Below are 16,732 nucleotides of genomic sequence, written 5' to 3'. Positions count from 1 at the left end.
TCCGTTCTATTTCCGACGAAAATCAGACGCTTCGCAAGCCGCCCGAAAACTGCCAGGACGACGCGCCGCGCAAGCGCCCGAGTTTCGCCTATCCTGACGACAACGCGCGTGCGCCGCCCAGGCCGCCGCGTTCTTCCAACCAGCGGAGCGCCCGTGACCGTTCGCAATCTCGACGCCTTGTTTCGTCCCAAATCCGTCGCCGTGATCGGCGCGTCCGAGCGGCCCGGCAGCACCGGCGCGATGGTCTGGGCGCGCGTCCTGGAGGGTGGCTTCGACGGTCCGTTATGGCCGGTGAATCCGAAGTACACGGTGCTGGGCGGCCACAAGGCGATCGGCGACGCCGGCGATCTGCCGCAAGCGCCGACGGTCGCGCTGATCTGCACGCCGCCGGCGAGCTGGCCCGGGATCATCCATAAGCTTGGCGGGCTGGGTACGCGGGCGGCGATCATCGTCGGCGAGGTGCGTAGCGACGACGATCGGCTCGCGTTGCGGCATGCGCTCTCGGCGGCGCGGCCGCATCTGCTGCGGATCGTCGGGCCGGGCAGTCTTGGCGTGGTGTCGCCGGCGTTGCGCGCGCACCTCGGGGCGCCGTCGTGCACGGTGAAGGCGGGCGGCGTCGCGTGGGTGTCGCAGTCGAACGCGCTGACCAACGCGGTGCTCGGCTGGGCGCACGCGCGCGGGCTCGGCTTCTCGCACGCGGTCGCGCTGGGCGGCGAGGCAGACGTGGATGCCGGCGATGTGCTCGATTACCTCGCGAGCGACCCCGGCACGCGCGCGATCCTGCTCGAACTCGACAGCGTGCGCGCGGCGCGCAAGTTCATGTCGGCGGCGCGCGCGGCGGCGCGCAATAAGCCGGTGCTGGCGCTGCGCTCGGGCCGCGCCGACCCGGCCGACGCGCTCTACACGGCGGCCTTCCGGCGCGCGGGCATGGTGCGCGTCGATGCGCTCGACGACCTGCTCGACGAAATCGAAACGCTCGGCGTCGGCCGGGTCGCGGCGGGCGCGACGGCGACGCTGATCACGAGCGATCGTGGCCTCGCGACGCTCGCCTGCGATGCCTTCGCGGCCGCCGGCGATACGCTGGCACCGTGGCCGGACGAGGCGTCCGACGCGCTGCGGCTGGCGTTGCCGCACGCGGTCGGCGGCAATCCGCTGCAACTGGGCGACGACGCGAAGCCCGAGCACTTCGGCACCGCGCTCAAGCTGCTCGCCGAGCACCGCAGCACGGGCACGGCCTTCGTCGTGCATGCATCGACGCATGGCGCGCCGGTCGGTGAAGTCGCACAGGCGTTGATCGCGAATCAGCGGTTCGCGTATCGCGGCTTGCTGGCGTGCTTCTTCGGCGGTGTGGATGCCGCGACGCGCGACGCGTTGCACGCGCAGGGGATTCCGGTGCATACGACGCCGCAGCGGCTCGCGCGCGCATTCGCGCGGCTGGTCGATTACCGGATGGGGCGCGAATTGCTGATGCAGACGCCCGAGGGCTTGCCCGCGCAGGTGCCCGAGGCGATCGATGCGGCGCAGGCCCAGGCGCGTGAGGCGTTGGCCGCGGGAACGAACCAGTTGGCCGGGGCAGCGGCGGTGCGCTTTCTGCGGCGTTTCGGCTTAAGGGTGGCGGAGGACGCAAGCCGCGCGCAGTCGGAGGCCACCGAGGCCACCGAGGCCACCGAGGCCAAAGCGACGCCCGCTGCGCCCACGCGAAGCACCGCGCCGGCTACGGCAAGCTCCCCCCAACCCATCGTCGACATCGCCGTCGAGCTTCACGACGACGACAACTTCGGCCCGGTCTTCCGCTTCACGGCGCCGTCGGTGGACGGCGTGTCCGAGGCGCTGCGCGTCTACGGCCTGCCGCCGCTGAACCCGATGCTGGCGCGCGATATCGTCACGCGCTCGCGATACGCGCGGCTGGTCTCGCCCGAGCCGACGCTCGCCGCGCTGACGGCGCTCTCGCAGGCGGTCTGCGACGTGAAGGAAATCGTCGGCCTGCAACTGACGCTGCGGGTCTTCAAGGATCACGTGACGATAATCGCGCCCACGCTGAACATCGCGACGACGCGCAGCCGGCTCGCGATCGTCCCGTATCCGCGCCGCTTCGAGGAGACGCTGGACTGGCAAGGGTTGCGGGTCACGGTGCGGCCGATCCGTCCGGAGGACGAGGCCGCGCATCACGATTTCGTCGAGGCGATGACGCCCGAGGATTTGCGTCTGCGCTTTTTCGGCGCGGTGGGCAGCTTCGACCACTCGCAACTCGCGCGCATGACGCAGATCGATTACGACCGGGAGATGGCGCTGATCGCGACGGTCGTCAGCGAGGAGGGGTTCACGCGCACGCTCGGCGTGGTGCGCGCGGTGGCCGATCCGGATAACGAAACGGCCGAATTCGCGGTAGCGGTGCGCTCGGACCAGAAGGGCCGGCGGTTGGGGCAACTGCTGATGGACCGGATCATCCGCTACGCGCGCACGCGCGGCATCCATTGGCTGGTCGGCGAAGCGCTGCGCGAAAACGGTCCGATGATCGCGCTCGCGAGGGCCAGTGGTTTCACGATCACGCCGACGGATGATCCGGGCGTGGTCGGGTTCCGCATGGCGCTGGACGAAGCCTCTGATACGAGCAACGCAGAGGCGGCGCGCAAGTAACGCAGCAGGTCCGGCAAGCCGCTACCCAGGCAGCAGCCACCCGAGCGGCGACTAAAGCGCCCCATCAAGCCCCGCCAAGCCCCATCAAGCCGCCAGCTTCGCCATTGCGTCATCCACCTGCGCGCGCGTCACGGCGAGCTCTTCCAGCCACGCATCCGCGTACACCGCGCCGGTTTCCTTCTCCAGACGCGCGATGGTCGCCGCGCAGCGGTTCGCATCCTTCGGCGTCGCGATGAACGACTTGACCGACTCGCCCGCCTTGAACGCATCGAACAACGGCACGCGAATGTCGTCCGGCAACGCGCGCGAGGTCCATTGATACGGCTTGCCGTTGTGCGTGAACGACGGCGGCAGCACGCGTTCCTTCTTGGCGGCCGGAATCAGGCCGAACGTGCGCGCGGCTTCGCCGATCTGCTCCGGCGAAAACAGCTCGTCCGGGCTGATATCGAATTGCTGGATGAAGGTTTCGATGCTTTGCATCGCCGCCGCGCGGTCGTCGCGGCGCTTCTGCGCGTGCGCGACGATGTCGCGCAGTTCGTCGGCTTCTTCGGGCGTGATCGTGAAGCTCGACTGCTTCTGCTGGAGTTCGGAAAAACGCTGGAATTCGGAATCGGTCAGAAGTTTCGCCATTGCTTATCGAGGGGCGCGCACGAGCGAACCCATGCGGCTGAAATTTGAAAGGGTCGCCATTCTAAACCATGTGCGCGAGCGGCCGATTTTCCGGCGGCGGCCGCCCGCGCAGGTCGTAAAACGCGGCCGCTCGACCGCTACGCGGCGTTCTCGCGATACATCGACAGCGCCTGCACGGTGTCGCGCAACAGCGTGGTCGCGGCTTCCAGCGTGGGCGCGACGTATTCGTCGATGCGTCGCAGATACGGGCAGGTGAGCACCGCGATCGCCTGGCCGGCCGGCCCTTGAATCGGGAACGTCACGTCGGTGACGCCGAAAGTCTGCTGACTGTCCTTCTGCGAGAAACCGGCGGCGCGGATGCGCTCGCACGCCGCCTCGAGCGCGTCGCGATCGATCGTCACCTCGCCTTTCACCCGCGTGTGTTCGGCCAGCATCTGCTGACGCTGCTCGACGCTCTGGAACGCCAGCATCACGCGGCCCGAGCCGGTATCGATCAGGCCGACCCGCGAACCGAGCCGCACCGACATCCCCCACGTACCCGGACCGTCCACCTGCGCGATCACCAGCAGGTTGCCGCGGTCGTACACCACGAGGTGACAGGACTGTTCGGCGGCGTCGGCGAAACGCTGCATCAGCGGCAACGCCTCGGCGATCAGACGGTTCATCGGCGGATGACGGTGCGCGAGCGCGTACAGCTTGAGACTCAGCGAATAGCGGTCGCCGCCCGCCGAGCGCACCACGTACTGGCGCGCGACGAGGCGTTCGAGCATGCGGTACATCTCGCTCGCATTGCGTCCCAGCAGCTTGGTGATTTCGGCGCGCGTCAGCCCGTCCTTCTGTTCGGCGAGCAATTCAAGGATGTCGAGACCCTTGTCGAGCGCGGGTGCGCGGTAACGGTCGTCGTCTTTGTCGTCTGCGTCCATAGCGAGCGAGGTTCCAGGAGTTGTTCTCATTATCTGGCGCGAGCGAGCCAGTGCGTAGCGAATCTGCTGGATAGCAATCTTCGTCCAGGGAAAACACGGACGCTTGATGCAGTGCACATTCCTTGACTTCGAAAAGTCCGTATATGAATAATACGTTCATTGGTGAATGAGCGCGACAGTCCTCCACCAATGCATCGCAACGCTCGATAAGAAAGCGCAGGACAAAGCGCCGGGCCGCCAGCCCGGTTCACGCTGTTCCCACAACGCATGAGGACGGAGCGCGCGCTCAAGCGCGGCGCGCCGTCCGAGACAGGAGACAACCATGTCGTTCGAGAAAGGGCCGTACACGGCTCGCCGTTGGTTCCGCAGTTCGCTCTTCACCCTGGCCGCCGCCGCGTGCATGGCCGGTCCCGGCGCAGCCGGCGTCGCACAGGCGGCGGACGCCGGCAAGATCGGCCTCGATCTGCCGCTGCTGACCTCGCCGTTCTGGCAGTCGTACAACAACTACCTGCCCAAATACGCGAAGGATTCGGGTCTCGACATCCTCGCGCCGGTCAATTCGAACGGCGATCCCGCGCAGCAGATCACCGATATGAACAACCTGCTGAACCTCGGCGCGAAAGGCATCGTGGTCGGTCCGCTGGATTCGGCGGCGATCAGCCGCGCGCTCGATGCCGCCGCCGCGAAGAACGTGCCGGTGGTGGCCGTGGACGTCGCGCCGACTCAAGGCAAGGTCGCGATGGTGGTGCGCGCCGACAACCGCGCGTACGGCGAGAAGGCGTGCAAGTACATCGGCGATCACGTGAAGTCGGGCAAGGTCGTGCAGATCATGGGCGACCTGGCATCGGTGAACGGACGTGACCGCTCGGAAGCGTTCCGCTCGTGCATGAAGGCTTATCCGGGCATTACCGTGCTGGAGATTCCGGCGGCGTGGAAGGGCGACGTGGCGGCCACCGCGCTCGACAGTCTGCTGACCGCGAACCCGGACGTGAAGGGCATCTACATGCAGGCCGGCGGCGTGTATCTGTCGCCGACGCTGCAGACCTTGCGCCGCAAGCAGATGCTGTTTCCGGCGGGCGATCCGAAACACGTCGTGATCGTCAGCAACGACGGCATTCCGCAGGAATTCGATGCGATTCGCCGCGGCGACATCGACGCAACCGTTTCGCAGCCCGCCGATTCGTACGCGAAATACGGCCTGTTCTATATCAAGGCGGCGTTGGCGGGGCAGACCTTCAAGCCGGGCCCGACCGATCACGGCAGCAACATCATCCAGTTGTCGCCGGGCGTGCTGGAAGATCAGTTGCCCGCGCCGCTCGTGACGAAGGCGAATGTGGACGACAAGGCCTTGTGGGGCAATACCGTCAAATGAGCGGGCAAACGAGCGGACCGACGGGAGGACCGATGAGCGAGTTCAGTGCGACCTCCCTGCCGGGCGCTGCGCCCGGCCAGTCCTCCTCTGCGGTCGTCGAAGCGCTGGGCGTCACCAAGCGCTTCGGCTCCACGGCCGCGCTGAACGACGTCAGCATGCGCGTGCTGCCCGGCGAATCGCACGCGCTCGTCGGACGCAACGGCGCCGGCAAATCGACGCTGGTGTCGATCCTCACCGGCCTGCGCAAACCCGACGCCGGCGAGGTGCGCTTCGGCGGCGCGCCCGCGCCGTCGATCGCGGATCGCGACGCGTGGCGCGAGCGCGTCGCGTGCGTGTATCAGCATTCGACGATCATCCGCGATCTGAGCGTCGCGGAAAATCTGTTCATCAACCGGCAGCCGTCGCGTGGCGGCGTGATCGATTGGCAGGCCATGCGCCGCGACGCACGCGCGTTGCTCGATCACTGGAAGATCGACGTGCGCGAAGATGCCCGCGCCGGCGATCTGAGCGTGGAGGCGCGGCAACTGGTGGAGATCGCGCGCGCGTTGTCCTATGGCGCGCGCTTCATCATTCTCGACGAACCGACCGCGCAACTCGACGGCGACGAGATCAAGCGATTGTTTAAACGCATCGCCGAATTGCAGCGCGAAGGCGTGACGTTCCTGTTCATCTCGCACCATCTTCAGGAGGTGTACGAGATCTGTCAGGCGGTGACGGTGCTGCGCGACGCGCGGCATATCGTCAGCGCACCGGTGTCCGCGTTGCCGCGCGAGCAGTTGATCGAGGCGATGACCGGCGAACGCGGCGGTCTCGCCGTCGCCGACGCGGCCGCGCGCGACGCGTTGCCGGCCGGCACGCCGGTCGCGCTGGAAGTCGACGGGCTCGCGGGCGCCGATTACGAAGGCGTGTCGTTTGCCGTCAAGCGCGGCGAAGTGGTCGGGTTGACCGGCGCGACGAGCAGCGGCCGCACGAGCGTGGCCGAGGCGATCGCCGGTTTGCGCGCGGCGAAACGCGGCGCGATCCGTGTCGACGGCAAGACGCTGCCGCCCGGCGACGTGCCGGCCGCGCTCGCGCATGGCGTCGGTTGCGTGCCGAAGGATCGGCATCACGAAGGGCTGGTGCTCACGCAATCGGTCGCGGAAAACGCGTCGATGACGATCGCGCGCCTGCTCGGCAAATTCGGCATCGCGCCGCCCGCGAAGAAGAACGCGTTCGGCCAGAAGATGATCGACGCGCTCGGGATCGTCGCGCAAGGCCCGGAACATATCGTGTCGGGACTGTCGGGCGGCAATCAGCAGAAGGTGGTGATGGCGCGCGCGCTCGCGACCGATCCAGACGTGCTCGTGCTGATCGATCCGACCGCGGGCGTCGACGTGAAATCGAAGGAAGCCTTGCTCTCCGTCGTGGATCGCGTGCGCGAGGAGGGCAAGGCCGTGCTGGTCGTGTCCGGCGAACTCGACGATCTGCGTACCTGTGACCGTGTGCTGGTCATGTTCCGTGGCCGCGTCGCGGCCGAATTTCCCGCGGGTTGGCAGGACCACGACCTGATCGCATCCGTTGAAGGAGTCAGTCTCCATGAAGAATAGTGTGCCCAGCCCCGCCTTCGGGGCCGCGCAAGCGCAGGGACAAACCCAGGCGCCCGCCGTGGCCGCGACGCGCGGCAAACGCGCGCGCTCGGAACTGGCGCGGCTGCGCGAGCTGGCCTTGCTGCCCGCGCTCGCCTTGCTGCTGGTGATCGGCGCGTTCGTCAGCCCCAGTTTTCTGACGCGCGCGAATCTGATCAGCGTGCTCGGCGCGTCGGCGGCGCTTGCCCTGGTGGTGCTCGCGGAATCGCTGATCGTGCTGACCGGCAAGTTCGACCTGTCGCTCGAATCGACCGTGGGTATCGCGCCCGCGGTCGGCGCGATGCTGGTGATGCCGGCGGCGTCGGCGGGCTTCGGCACGCAATGGCCCGCCGCGGTCGGCCTGCTCGCGATCGTCGCGGTGGGCGCGGTGATTGGCGCGATCAACGGCTTTCTTGTCGTGCGCTTGCGGCTGAATGCGTTCATCGTCACGCTGGCGATGCTGATCGTGCTGCGCGGCATGCTGGTCGGCGCGACCAAGGGCGGCACGCTGTTCGACATGCCGCCTTCGTTCTTCTCGCTCGCCACCACGATCGTGCTTGGTCTGCCGCTGTCGGTGTGGCTCGCGGCGGCGGCGTTCGCGATCGCCGCCTTCGTGTTGCGCTATCACCGTCTGGGCCGCGCGTTGTACGCGATCGGCGGCAATCCGGAAGCGGCGCGCGCAGCGGGGATTCGCGTTGAGCGCATCACGTGGGGCGTATTCGTGCTCGGCAGCATGCTTGCCTCGGTGGGCGGACTGATCGTGACCGGCTATGTCGGCGCGATCAACGCGAACCAGGGCAACGGCATGATCTTCACGGTGTTCGCGGCGGCGGTGATCGGCGGGATTTCGCTCGACGGCGGCAAGGGCACGATGTTCGGCGCGCTGACCGGCGTGCTGCTGCTCGGCGTCGTGCAGAACCTGCTGACGCTCGCGCAGGTGCCGTCGTTCTGGATTCAGGCGATCTACGGCGCGATCATTCTCGGCTCGCTGATGGTGGCGCGCCTCGCGAGCGGCGAAGGGCAGAACTGATGCACGCGAACAACGGAGAACTCATTTGACCAGCCGCTCACTGCCGACCGATTCCCGCCTGATCCTGCTCAGTCCCGCCGACAACTGTCTGATCGCGGCGGCGCGTCTCGAAGCGGGTACCCCGGTCGAGATAGAAGGCGAGCGCGTGACGCTCGCCAGAACCATCGAACTCGGCCACAAGGTCGCACGCCAGCCGCTCGCGAAAGACGACAAGGTCTTGCGCTACGGCGCGGTGATCGGCCACGTGACGGAGAGCGTGGCGCGCGGCGCGCATCTGCACACGCACAACCTCGCGAGCGATTACCTGCCGACCTACACGCACGACGCGGGTCACGAGTTCGTCCCGCACCCTTGATTGACGCGTACAACGACGCGGCCTCGCGCCGCGCTGGAACGATCATGACTGACACATCCGTAGCAACTGCCGGCGCGCCGCCGATGCTGCAAGGCTATCTGCGCAACGACGGCCGCAAGGGCATCCGCAACGTGGTCGCGGTCGCGTATCTGGTCGAATGCGCGCATCACGTGGCGCGCGAGATCGTCGCGCAGTTTCGCGAGCCGCTCGACGCGTTCGACGATCCGTCCGCCGAGCGCGAACCGCCGGTGCATCTGATCGGTTTTCCCGGCTGCTATCCGAACGGCTACGCGGAGACCATGCTCGAACGGCTGGCCACGCATCCGAACGTGGGCGCGGTGCTGTTCGTGTCGCTCGGCTGCGAGAGCATGAACAAGCACTATCTCGTCGACGCGGTGCGCGCGAGCGGCCGTCCCGTCGAAGTGCTGACCATCCAGGAGAAAGGCGGCACGCGCAGCACGATTCAATACGGCGTCGACTGGATTCGCGGCGTGCGCGGTGAGCTGGCCGCGCAACGCAAGGTGCCGATGGCGCTGAGCGAGTTGATCGTCGGTACGATCTGCGGCGGCTCGGACGGCACCAGCGGCATCACGGCCAACCCGGCGGTGGGCCGCGCGTTCGATCATCTGATCGAGGCGGGCGCGACCTGTCTGTTCGAGGAAACCGGCGAACTGGTGGGCTGCGAGTTTCATATGAAGACGCGCGCGGCACGGCCGGAACTCGGCGATGAAATCGTCGCGTGCGTCGAGAAGGCCGCGCGTTATTACTCGATTCTCGGCCACGGCAGCTTCGCGGTCGGCAATGCGGACGGCGGCCTCACCACGCAGGAAGAAAAGTCGCTTGGGGCTTACGCGAAAAGCGGTGCGTCGCCGATCGTCGGCATCGTCAAACCCGGCGATATTCCGCCGACCGGCGGCCTCTATCTGCTCGACGTGGTGCCGGACGGCGAACCGCGCTTCGGCTTCCCGAACATCAGCGATAACGCGGAGATCGGCGAGCTGATCGCGTGCGGTGCGCACGTGATTCTGTTCACCACCGGCCGCGGCTCGGTGGTCGGCTCGGCGATCTCGCCGGTCATCAAGGTGTGCGCGAATCCGGCGACGTATCGCAATCTGTCCGGCGACATGGACATCGACGCGGGCCGGATTCTCGAAGGACGCGGCACGCTCGACGAAGTGGGCCGCGAAGTGTTCGAGCACACGGTGGCGGTGTCGAACGGCGCGGCGTCTAAGTCGGAAACGCTCGGGCACCAGGAATTTATCCTGACCTACAAGACCTTCGAACCGGTCGGGCCGGCCTGTCTGCCGTCGAACGTGGCGCCGGCGCGGCGGGTCGTCGCGGTGGAAGCGCGTTAATTCACCAACGCGCCATTGCGCCGAAGCACCGAAGCGCCGAAGCGCCGAAGCGCCGAAGCGATTCAGCGATTCAGCGATTCAGCCAAAAGCGCTTGCGTCATCGAGCGAATGTCAGCTCGCGGGCACATCTCGTCCGCGCATGTTAAAAAGTCAAGAAACAGGAGACGCGTTCCATGACCACATCGATCGGTTCGAAGCTCGCGCAGCGTCGCCGCGTCGGTCGCGGCGCGCTGCAGGTGGGCGGGTTGGGACTCGGCACGGCGCCGCTCGGCGGCCTCTACCGCGATCTCTCCGACGAAGAGGCGCATGCCACCATCGCCGCCGCGTGGGACGCGGGCGTGCGCTACTTCGATACCGCACCGCACTATGGCAACACGAAGGCCGAGCATCGGCTGGGTCATGCGCTGCGCCACTATCCACGCGGCGATTACGTGTTGTCCACCAAGGTGGGGCGCCGCTTCGTGCCGCGCACCTCGCCGTTCGACGACAAGGAAGGCTGGCAGAACCCGCTGCCGTTCGAAGCGATCTACGACTACACGCACGACGGCATTCTGCGTTCGTTCGAGGACAGCCAGCAGCGCCTGGGCATCGTCGATATCGACATGCTGCTGGTGCACGACATCGGCCGTGTCACACACGGCGACCAGCATCCGCACTATTGGCGGCAATTGACCGAAGGCGGCGGCTTCCGCGCGCTGGATGCGCTGCGCTCGTCGGGCGCGATCAAGGCGGTGGGACTCGGCGTCAACGAAGGCGCGGTCATTCTCGATGCGATGGCCGAATTCGATATCGATTGCGCGTTGCTCGCGGGCCGTTATACGCTCCTCGAACAGACCACGCTCGACGACCTGCTGCCCGCCTGCGAAGCACGCGGCGTCAGCATCCTGTTAGGCGGCGCGTTCAATTCCGGCATTCTGGCGCGCGGTGTCGAGGGCGATCTGAAATTCAATTACGGCACCGCGCCGCGCGAAGTGATCGAGCGCGTCGCGCGGCTGGAAGCAGTGTGCCGCGAGCATGGCGTGCCGCTTGCTGCCGCTGCCTTGCAGTTTCCGTATGCGCACCCGGCGGTCGCCACCGTGTTGACCGGCGCGCGCAGTGTCGACGAATTGCGCGAGAACGTCGCGTCGTTCGAGCAGCCGATCCCCGCCGCGCTGTGGTCCGCGTTGCGCGAGCAAGGCTTGCTCGACCGCCGCGCGCCCGCGCCAGAGGACTGACCTGACGATGCCTATCGATGCCCACCAGCACTATTGGGACCCCGCTCGCGGCGACTACGAGTGGCTGACGCCGGAATTGACATTGCTCTATCGGCCGTTCGGCCCGGCGGATCTGAAACCGCTGCGCGAACGGGCGGGCATCGAACGAACGGTGGTGGTGCAGGCGGCGCCGACGCTCGACGAGACGCGTTACCTGCTGGACATCGCGCGGCATGAGGCATCGATCGCGGGGGTGGTCGGCTGGGTGCCGCTGCTGTTACCCACGGCGCCGGCGCTGATCGAAGCGCTCGCGCACGAACCCAAGTTCAAGGGCGTGCGGCCGATGTTGCAGGATTTACCGGACGACACGTGGATCGCGAATCCCGATCTCGCGCCCGCGATCGAGATGCTGATCGCGCACGACCTGAGCTTCGACGCGCTGATTTACGCGCGCCATGCCGAGCATTTCGAGACCTTCGCGACGCGCTTTCCGGCGCTGCGCATCGTCGTCGATCATGGCGCGAAGCCGCCGATCCGCTACGGTCGCGGCTCGTTCGCGGGCTGGGCCGACGCGATCACGCGGCTGGCGGCGTTGCCGAATGTGCATTGCAAGTTGTCGGGGCTCGTCACCGAGGCGTCGTTGAGCTGGACCGAAGACACGTTGCGGCCGTACGTCGAGCATCTGCTGAAGACGTTCGGTCCCGCGCGCCTGATGTGGGGCAGCGACTGGCCGGTGCTCGATCTGAACGGCGACTATCTGCTGTGGCATTCGGTGGCGACGACGTTGCTCGCATCGTTGAGCGAGAGCGAGCAGGAGGCGGTTTTCGGCGGCAATGCCGCCACGTTTTACAGGCTTTGAACGGCGCGTCGGTGCTGTCGGTGCCATCGGTGCTGTCGGTGCGCCGACACGCCGGCGCGCAGCAAACGAACTCGCAGCACACGAACTCGCAGCAAACGAACCCAAGCCCATTCAACCGGAGTCGTAGATGACACAAAGACTGGCTGGCAAGACGGCCCTGATCACCGCGGCGGGACAAGGCATCGGCCTCGCCACCGCCGAGCTGTTCGCGAGCGAAGGCGCCCGCGTGATCGCCACGGATATCCGCATCGACGGGCTCGCCGGCAAGCCGGTCGAGGCGCGCAAGCTCGACGTGCTCGACGGTGCCGCGATCGCCGCGCTGGCCGCCGAACTCGGCGCGATCGACGTGCTGTTCAACTGCGCGGGCTTCGTGCACGCCGGCAACATCCTCGAATGCAGCGAGGCGGACTGGGATTTCGCCTTCGACCTCAATGCGAAGGCGATGTACCGGATGATCCGCGCGTTCCTGCCAGCCATGCTGGAAAACGGCGGCGGGTCGATCATCAACATGTCGTCGGCGGCGTCGAGCGTGAAGGGCGTGCCGAACCGGCTGGCGTACAGCGCGTCGAAGGCGGCCGTGATCGGACTGACCAAGGCCGTCGCGGCCGATTTCATTACGCGTGGTGTACGCTGTAACGCGATCTGCCCGGGCACGGTGGCTTCGCCGTCGCTCGAACAGCGGATCGTCGCGCAGGCTCAGGCGCAAGGCGCGACGCTCGATGCCGTGCAGGCCGCATTCGTCGCGCGTCAGCCGATGGGCCGCATCGGCAAGCCGGAGGAAATCGCCGCGCTGGCGCTGTATCTCGCGTCCGACGAATCGTCGTTCACCACGGGCCACGCGCACGTGATCGACGGCGGCTGGTCGAATTGACGGCACCCCACGCAACCCCACGCGCCGGCGTATCTTGCCAGGCAAAAACCGAACACCCTTGACCGTATAGGAAAGTGCAACGATGAAACTGCTTCGTTATGGGCCGAAAGGCCAGGAAAAGCCGGGCCTGCTCGACGCGCAAGGCAAGCTTCGCGATCTGTCCGGCGTGGTCGGCGATATCGACGGCGCGGCGCTGACCGACGAAGGGCTCGCCAAACTGCGCGCGCTCGACCCGGCGTCGTTGCCGGCGGTGGAAGGCAATCCGCGTATCGGGCCGTGCGTCGGCAAGATCGGCAAGTTCATCTGCATCGGGCTGAATTACGCGGACCATGCGGCGGAATCGAATCTGCCGGTGCCGGCTGAACCGGTCATCTTCAACAAGTGGACCAGCGCGATCTGCGGGCCGAACGACGACGTGGAAATTCCGCGCGGCTCGAAGAAGACCGACTGGGAAGTGGAGCTCGGCGTGGTGATCGGCAAGCCGGCGAAGTATGTCGACGAAGCCAACGCGCTCGACTACGTCGCCGGTTACTGCGTGGTCAACGACGTGTCGGAGCGCGAGTGGCAGATCGAACGCGGCGGCACGTGGGACAAGGGCAAGGGCTTCGACACCTTCGGCCCGATCGGTCCGTGGGTCGTGACGCGCGATGAAGTCGCCGATCCGCAGAACCTGAGCCTGTGGCTCGAAGTGGATGGTCATCGCTACCAGAACGGCAGCACGAAGACGATGGTGTTCGGCGTCGCCAAGCTGGTGTCGTATGTATCGCAGTGCATGAGCCTGCAACCGGGCGATGTGATCTCGACGGGCACGCCGCCGGGCGTCGGCATGGGTGTGAAGCCGAATCCGGTGTTCCTGAAGCCGGGACAGACGATGCGCCTGGGTATCGAAGGGCTTGGCGAGCAGACGCAGAAGACTTACGCGGCGGAGTGAGCGAAGCGGCGGTGTTCGTCGCGCGTCGCTGGTAAAAAGTGAAGGCCGTTCCTGCACCGAGCAGGAACGGCCTTTGTCGTTTGTCGTTTGGCGTGTTCACCGGCGCCGGCACCGTGACCGGCAAGCCGTCTTCTCATCCCGCCGGTTCGTGCTCGCCCGTCTCGCCGATGCGATTGATGGTCCCCTGCGCCACCGCCACCAGCTTCTCGCGATTCCCTTCCACCACATAGACCTCGCACTGGCAGGTCGCCTGGTAGCGGCCGGCATACACCACCTTGGCCCGCGCGATCAGCGTGCCGTTCATCACGGGCCGCAGATAGTTGATCTTGAATTCGCCGGTCACGACCTTCGGACCCAGCGACAGCGCGCCTGCGAACGTCAACGCGTTGTCGGCGAGATAGCTGATGACGCCGCCATGCACGAAGCCATGCTGTTGCCTCAGCTCGTCGCGGATCGGCAGGCACAGCGTCAATTCCTGGCTGCCGGTGTGCATCAGCTCGGCGCCCAGCAGCATGCTGAACGGCTGGGCATGCAGCGCGCCGCGCGCCCGGTCGAGGAGGTCGGTCATCGTGGTTCCTTCGGGCGGAGCCCGCGGTGGGATTCGCACGGCGGCGCGTGGATGTGTAGTCGCGCTGCTGCGCGGTTGCCTTGTCGCCTGGTTGCGTCTTAGCAATCCCTACCCACTCTAGGAAGCGCCGATGCACCCCGTCAAGGTGAATCGGAAAAATGTGCGGGGCATTGTTGCGAAAAATGGAGGAATCGCGAAGTTGAGCGATGAAACGGGGCGGTAAGACGATCTTCGTCGAATATTGATCTCAAGCAATGTCCGGTATTGCCGTTAACCCTTGACGTAGGTCCCGTCATTCTTTGTCTTCAGGTATTCACGATGTTCAGCAAGATCAAGGTCGCCTCCGGCCTGTTGTGTGTTCTGGCCGCCTTCTGCGTGTTCCAGCTGGTTACGGTCGGCCTGGGCTTCTGGTCGCTCACCAGTACGCACGACGACGTCGACGACCTGTCGAATATCGCGCTGAAACAGGTGGACGCGGTCAACGAAACGACCCAGCGCCTGATGGACGCGCGCATCAACCTGTCGCGCGCCGGAACGCGCATGGTGCGCGGCGGCGGCGAGCCGACCGACATCGTGCAGCACGCGCGCGAGCAGTTGTCGGCCGCCGACCAGTCGTTCGCCGCGTTCATGAGCGCGCAGAAGACCAGCGACGAGAACACCGCCCGCGCGACGGCCCTCGCCGAGCGCTACAAGAAACTCCACGACGCGCTGTCGGAGCTCGCGCAGTTCCTCGACGGCAACAACATTCAGGCGTTCCTCGACCAGCCGACGCAGTCGTTTCAGGACGCGTACCTCGTCGAGTCGCATAACTTCGTGAAATTCGGCAATGCCGCGAGCCGTGCGTCGCTCGATTCGATCGATGCGCGCATGGCGACCTTCCGCGCGGTGAGCATCGCGATTCTGGTGTTGCTGGTGGCGGGCACCGTCGCTGTCTACGCGGCGCTGCGTCGTGGCGTGGTCGCGCCGCTGGAAGAAGCGGGCCGCCACTTCGACCGCATCGCGCAAGGCCGCCTCGACCAGCCGATCGCGTCGCGCGGCACCAACGAAATCGGCCGCCTGTTCTCGGGCCTCGCGAAAATGCAGGCGAGCGTGGCGCGCACCGTGCAGACCGTGCGCGAATCCGCCGACTCGATTCACCTCGGCGCCGACGAAATCGCGACCGGCAATGCGGATCTGTCGGCACGCACCGAAAACCAGGCGGCATCGCTCGAAGAAACCGCGTCGAGCATGGAAGAGCTGACCGCCACCGTGCGTCAGAATGCCGACCACGCCCGCGAAGCCAACGCGCTCGCCGAAACCGCGCTCGAAGCGACCTCGCGCGGCAGCGAGGTGGTCAATCAGGTGGTCGACAAGATGCGCGGCATCGCGCAAAGCTCGGACAAGATCGCCGAGATCATTTCGGTGATCGACGGCATTGCGTTCCAGACCAATATCCTCGCGCTGAACGCGGCCGTGGAAGCGGCGCGCGCGGGCGAGCAGGGGCGCGGGTTCGCGGTGGTCGCGGGCGAAGTGCGCGGCCTCGCGCAGCGTAGCGCGCAGTCGGCCAAGGAAATCAAGACGCTGATCAGCGAGTCGGTCGCCGAGATTCAGGGCGGCTCCACGCTGGTCGAGCATGCGGGCGAGGCGATGAGCAACGTGTCCGCATCGATTTCGCGCGTCACGCAGATGATGGCGGAGATCAGCGCGTCGTCGCTCGAGCAGAGCACCGGTATCGAGCAGGTCAATCAGGCGGTGGTGCAGATGGACGAGATGACGCAGCAGAACGCGGCGCTCGTCGAACAGGCGGCGGCCGCTGCGGCTTCGCTGCATCAGCAGACGCAACAACTCAAGCAGGCCGTGTCCGTGTTTGAAATTTCGGAAAGTGTGTTGCGCACGCAACATTTCGATGCGATTCGCATGGACGGCGGTGAAACAGGCTTGTCCGGGCTGCGCGCGATTTAAGCGCGGAAGCGCTCGAAAGAGCGTGCCGGACAAAAGAAAATGGCCCGCGAATGCGGGCCATTTTGCATTAGACGCGAGCGCCTAAGTGTGGCTCAACGTACCGGAAGGTACTTAGGCCGGCGTGATGTTTGCAGCCTGCTTGCCCTTCGGGCCTTGCTTGACTTCAAACGACACTTTCTGGTTTTCCTGCAGGGACTTGAAGCCGCTGCCTTGAACTTCCGAAAAGTGCGCGAACAGGTCTTCGCCGCCGTCGTCCGGCGTGATGAAGCCAAAGCCCTTTGCATCGTTAAACCACTTCACAGTACCTGTTGCCATTTTTAATCCAGTAAATGTTGTGTGTTGCATTCGCGACCGCTATTTCTCAACGCGAGATCGAGCGCGAAGGTGGAGTTGTATCACGTCTTAAAGATCGATGCCAATCAACCCGTATTCGGGTATTCCCCGGCCCGGCACGTTTCGAAGA

Annotated in this window: 15 protein-coding genes; 11 read left to right on the top strand and 4 right to left on the bottom strand. The window is 66.1% G+C overall.

What is annotated here, in order from left to right; translation table 11 throughout:
• Nucleotides 1-153: 153 nt before the first annotated feature.
• Nucleotides 154-2,637 carry a GNAT family N-acetyltransferase gene (locus LFL96_RS26945; protein WP_281003744.1) on the top strand — a complete coding sequence of 828 codons (2,484 nt, stop codon included), beginning with the start codon at nucleotides 154-156 and terminating at the stop codon, nucleotides 2,635-2,637.
• Between the two features lie 84 nt (nucleotides 2,638-2,721).
• Here the strand turns inward: LFL96_RS26945 and LFL96_RS26940 are convergent, their stop codons facing one another.
• A complete protein-coding gene (locus LFL96_RS26940; protein WP_281003743.1) occupies nucleotides 2,722-3,267 on the bottom strand; it encodes a hypothetical protein in 546 nt (181 codons plus the stop codon).
• 137 nt (nucleotides 3,268-3,404) lie between these two features.
• A complete protein-coding gene (locus tag LFL96_RS26935) occupies nucleotides 3,405-4,190 on the bottom strand; it encodes an IclR family transcriptional regulator (protein ID WP_281003742.1) in 786 nt (261 codons plus the stop codon).
• 400 nt (nucleotides 4,191-4,590) lie between these two features.
• On the opposite strand from LFL96_RS26935, the gene LFL96_RS26930 reads away from it, so the two are divergent.
• From LFL96_RS26930 to LFL96_RS26890, 9 genes are all read left to right on the top strand, one after another.
• Nucleotides 4,591-5,562, top strand: a complete 972-nt coding sequence (locus tag LFL96_RS26930; protein ID WP_281003871.1) for a sugar ABC transporter substrate-binding protein — start codon at nucleotides 4,591-4,593, stop codon at nucleotides 5,560-5,562.
• Nucleotides 5,563-5,594: 32 nt separating this feature from the next.
• Nucleotides 5,595-7,148: a sugar ABC transporter ATP-binding protein gene (locus LFL96_RS26925; RefSeq protein WP_281003741.1), complete on the top strand. Its 1,554-nt coding sequence runs from the start codon at nucleotides 5,595-5,597 to the stop codon at nucleotides 7,146-7,148.
• Nucleotides 7,138-8,196, top strand: a complete 1,059-nt coding sequence (locus LFL96_RS26920; RefSeq protein ID WP_281003740.1) for an ABC transporter permease — start codon at nucleotides 7,138-7,140, stop codon at nucleotides 8,194-8,196. Before LFL96_RS26925 ends, LFL96_RS26920 begins: the two co-directional genes overlap by 11 nt.
• Nucleotides 8,197-8,221: 25 nt before the next feature.
• Nucleotides 8,222-8,551: a UxaA family hydrolase gene (locus LFL96_RS26915; protein ID WP_281003739.1), complete on the top strand. Its 330-nt coding sequence runs from the start codon at nucleotides 8,222-8,224 to the stop codon at nucleotides 8,549-8,551.
• A gap of 44 nt (nucleotides 8,552-8,595) precedes the next feature.
• Nucleotides 8,596-9,906 (top strand): UxaA family hydrolase, encoded by a 1,311-nt coding sequence (locus LFL96_RS26910; protein ID WP_281003738.1) that lies wholly within the window; start codon nucleotides 8,596-8,598, stop codon nucleotides 9,904-9,906.
• A 173-nt stretch (nucleotides 9,907-10,079) separates the two neighbouring features.
• Nucleotides 10,080-11,120, top strand: a complete 1,041-nt coding sequence (locus tag LFL96_RS26905; RefSeq protein WP_281003737.1) for an aldo/keto reductase — start codon at nucleotides 10,080-10,082, stop codon at nucleotides 11,118-11,120.
• Nucleotides 11,121-11,127: 7 nt separating this feature from the next.
• Entirely contained in the window at nucleotides 11,128-11,958 is an 831-nt protein-coding gene (locus LFL96_RS26900) for an amidohydrolase family protein (protein WP_281003736.1), read from the top strand.
• Between the two features lie 127 nt (nucleotides 11,959-12,085).
• Nucleotides 12,086-12,829, top strand: coding sequence for an SDR family oxidoreductase (locus LFL96_RS26895; protein ID WP_281003735.1), 744 nt, complete (start codon nucleotides 12,086-12,088; stop codon nucleotides 12,827-12,829).
• A gap of 82 nt (nucleotides 12,830-12,911) precedes the next feature.
• Complete coding sequence (locus LFL96_RS26890) at nucleotides 12,912-13,760, top strand: ureidoglycolate lyase (RefSeq protein ID WP_281003734.1); 849 nt, start codon at nucleotides 12,912-12,914, stop codon at nucleotides 13,758-13,760.
• A gap of 133 nt (nucleotides 13,761-13,893) precedes the next feature.
• Here LFL96_RS26890 and LFL96_RS26885 read toward each other — a convergent pair whose 3' ends face one another.
• Entirely contained in the window at nucleotides 13,894-14,328 is a 435-nt protein-coding gene (locus LFL96_RS26885; protein WP_281003733.1) for a PaaI family thioesterase, read from the bottom strand.
• A gap of 318 nt (nucleotides 14,329-14,646) precedes the next feature.
• Here LFL96_RS26885 and LFL96_RS26880 point away from each other — a divergent pair, with 318 nt between their 5' ends.
• Nucleotides 14,647-16,269, top strand: coding sequence for a methyl-accepting chemotaxis protein (locus tag LFL96_RS26880; protein WP_281003732.1), 1,623 nt, complete (start codon nucleotides 14,647-14,649; stop codon nucleotides 16,267-16,269).
• A 111-nt stretch (nucleotides 16,270-16,380) separates the two neighbouring features.
• On the opposite strand, the gene LFL96_RS26875 is transcribed toward LFL96_RS26880, so the two are convergent.
• Nucleotides 16,381-16,584, bottom strand: a complete 204-nt coding sequence (locus LFL96_RS26875; protein WP_006047528.1) for a cold-shock protein — start codon at nucleotides 16,582-16,584, stop codon at nucleotides 16,381-16,383.
• Between the last annotated feature and the right edge of the window lie 148 nt (nucleotides 16,585-16,732).

Origin of the sequence: Paraburkholderia sp. D15 (assembly GCF_029910215.1) — a bacterium.
In the GTDB taxonomy this organism is placed as follows: Bacteria; Pseudomonadota; Gammaproteobacteria; order Burkholderiales; family Burkholderiaceae; genus Paraburkholderia.
The sequence above is the reverse complement of the archived record's forward strand: the minus strand, read 5'-3'. Positions and strand labels throughout refer to the sequence as shown.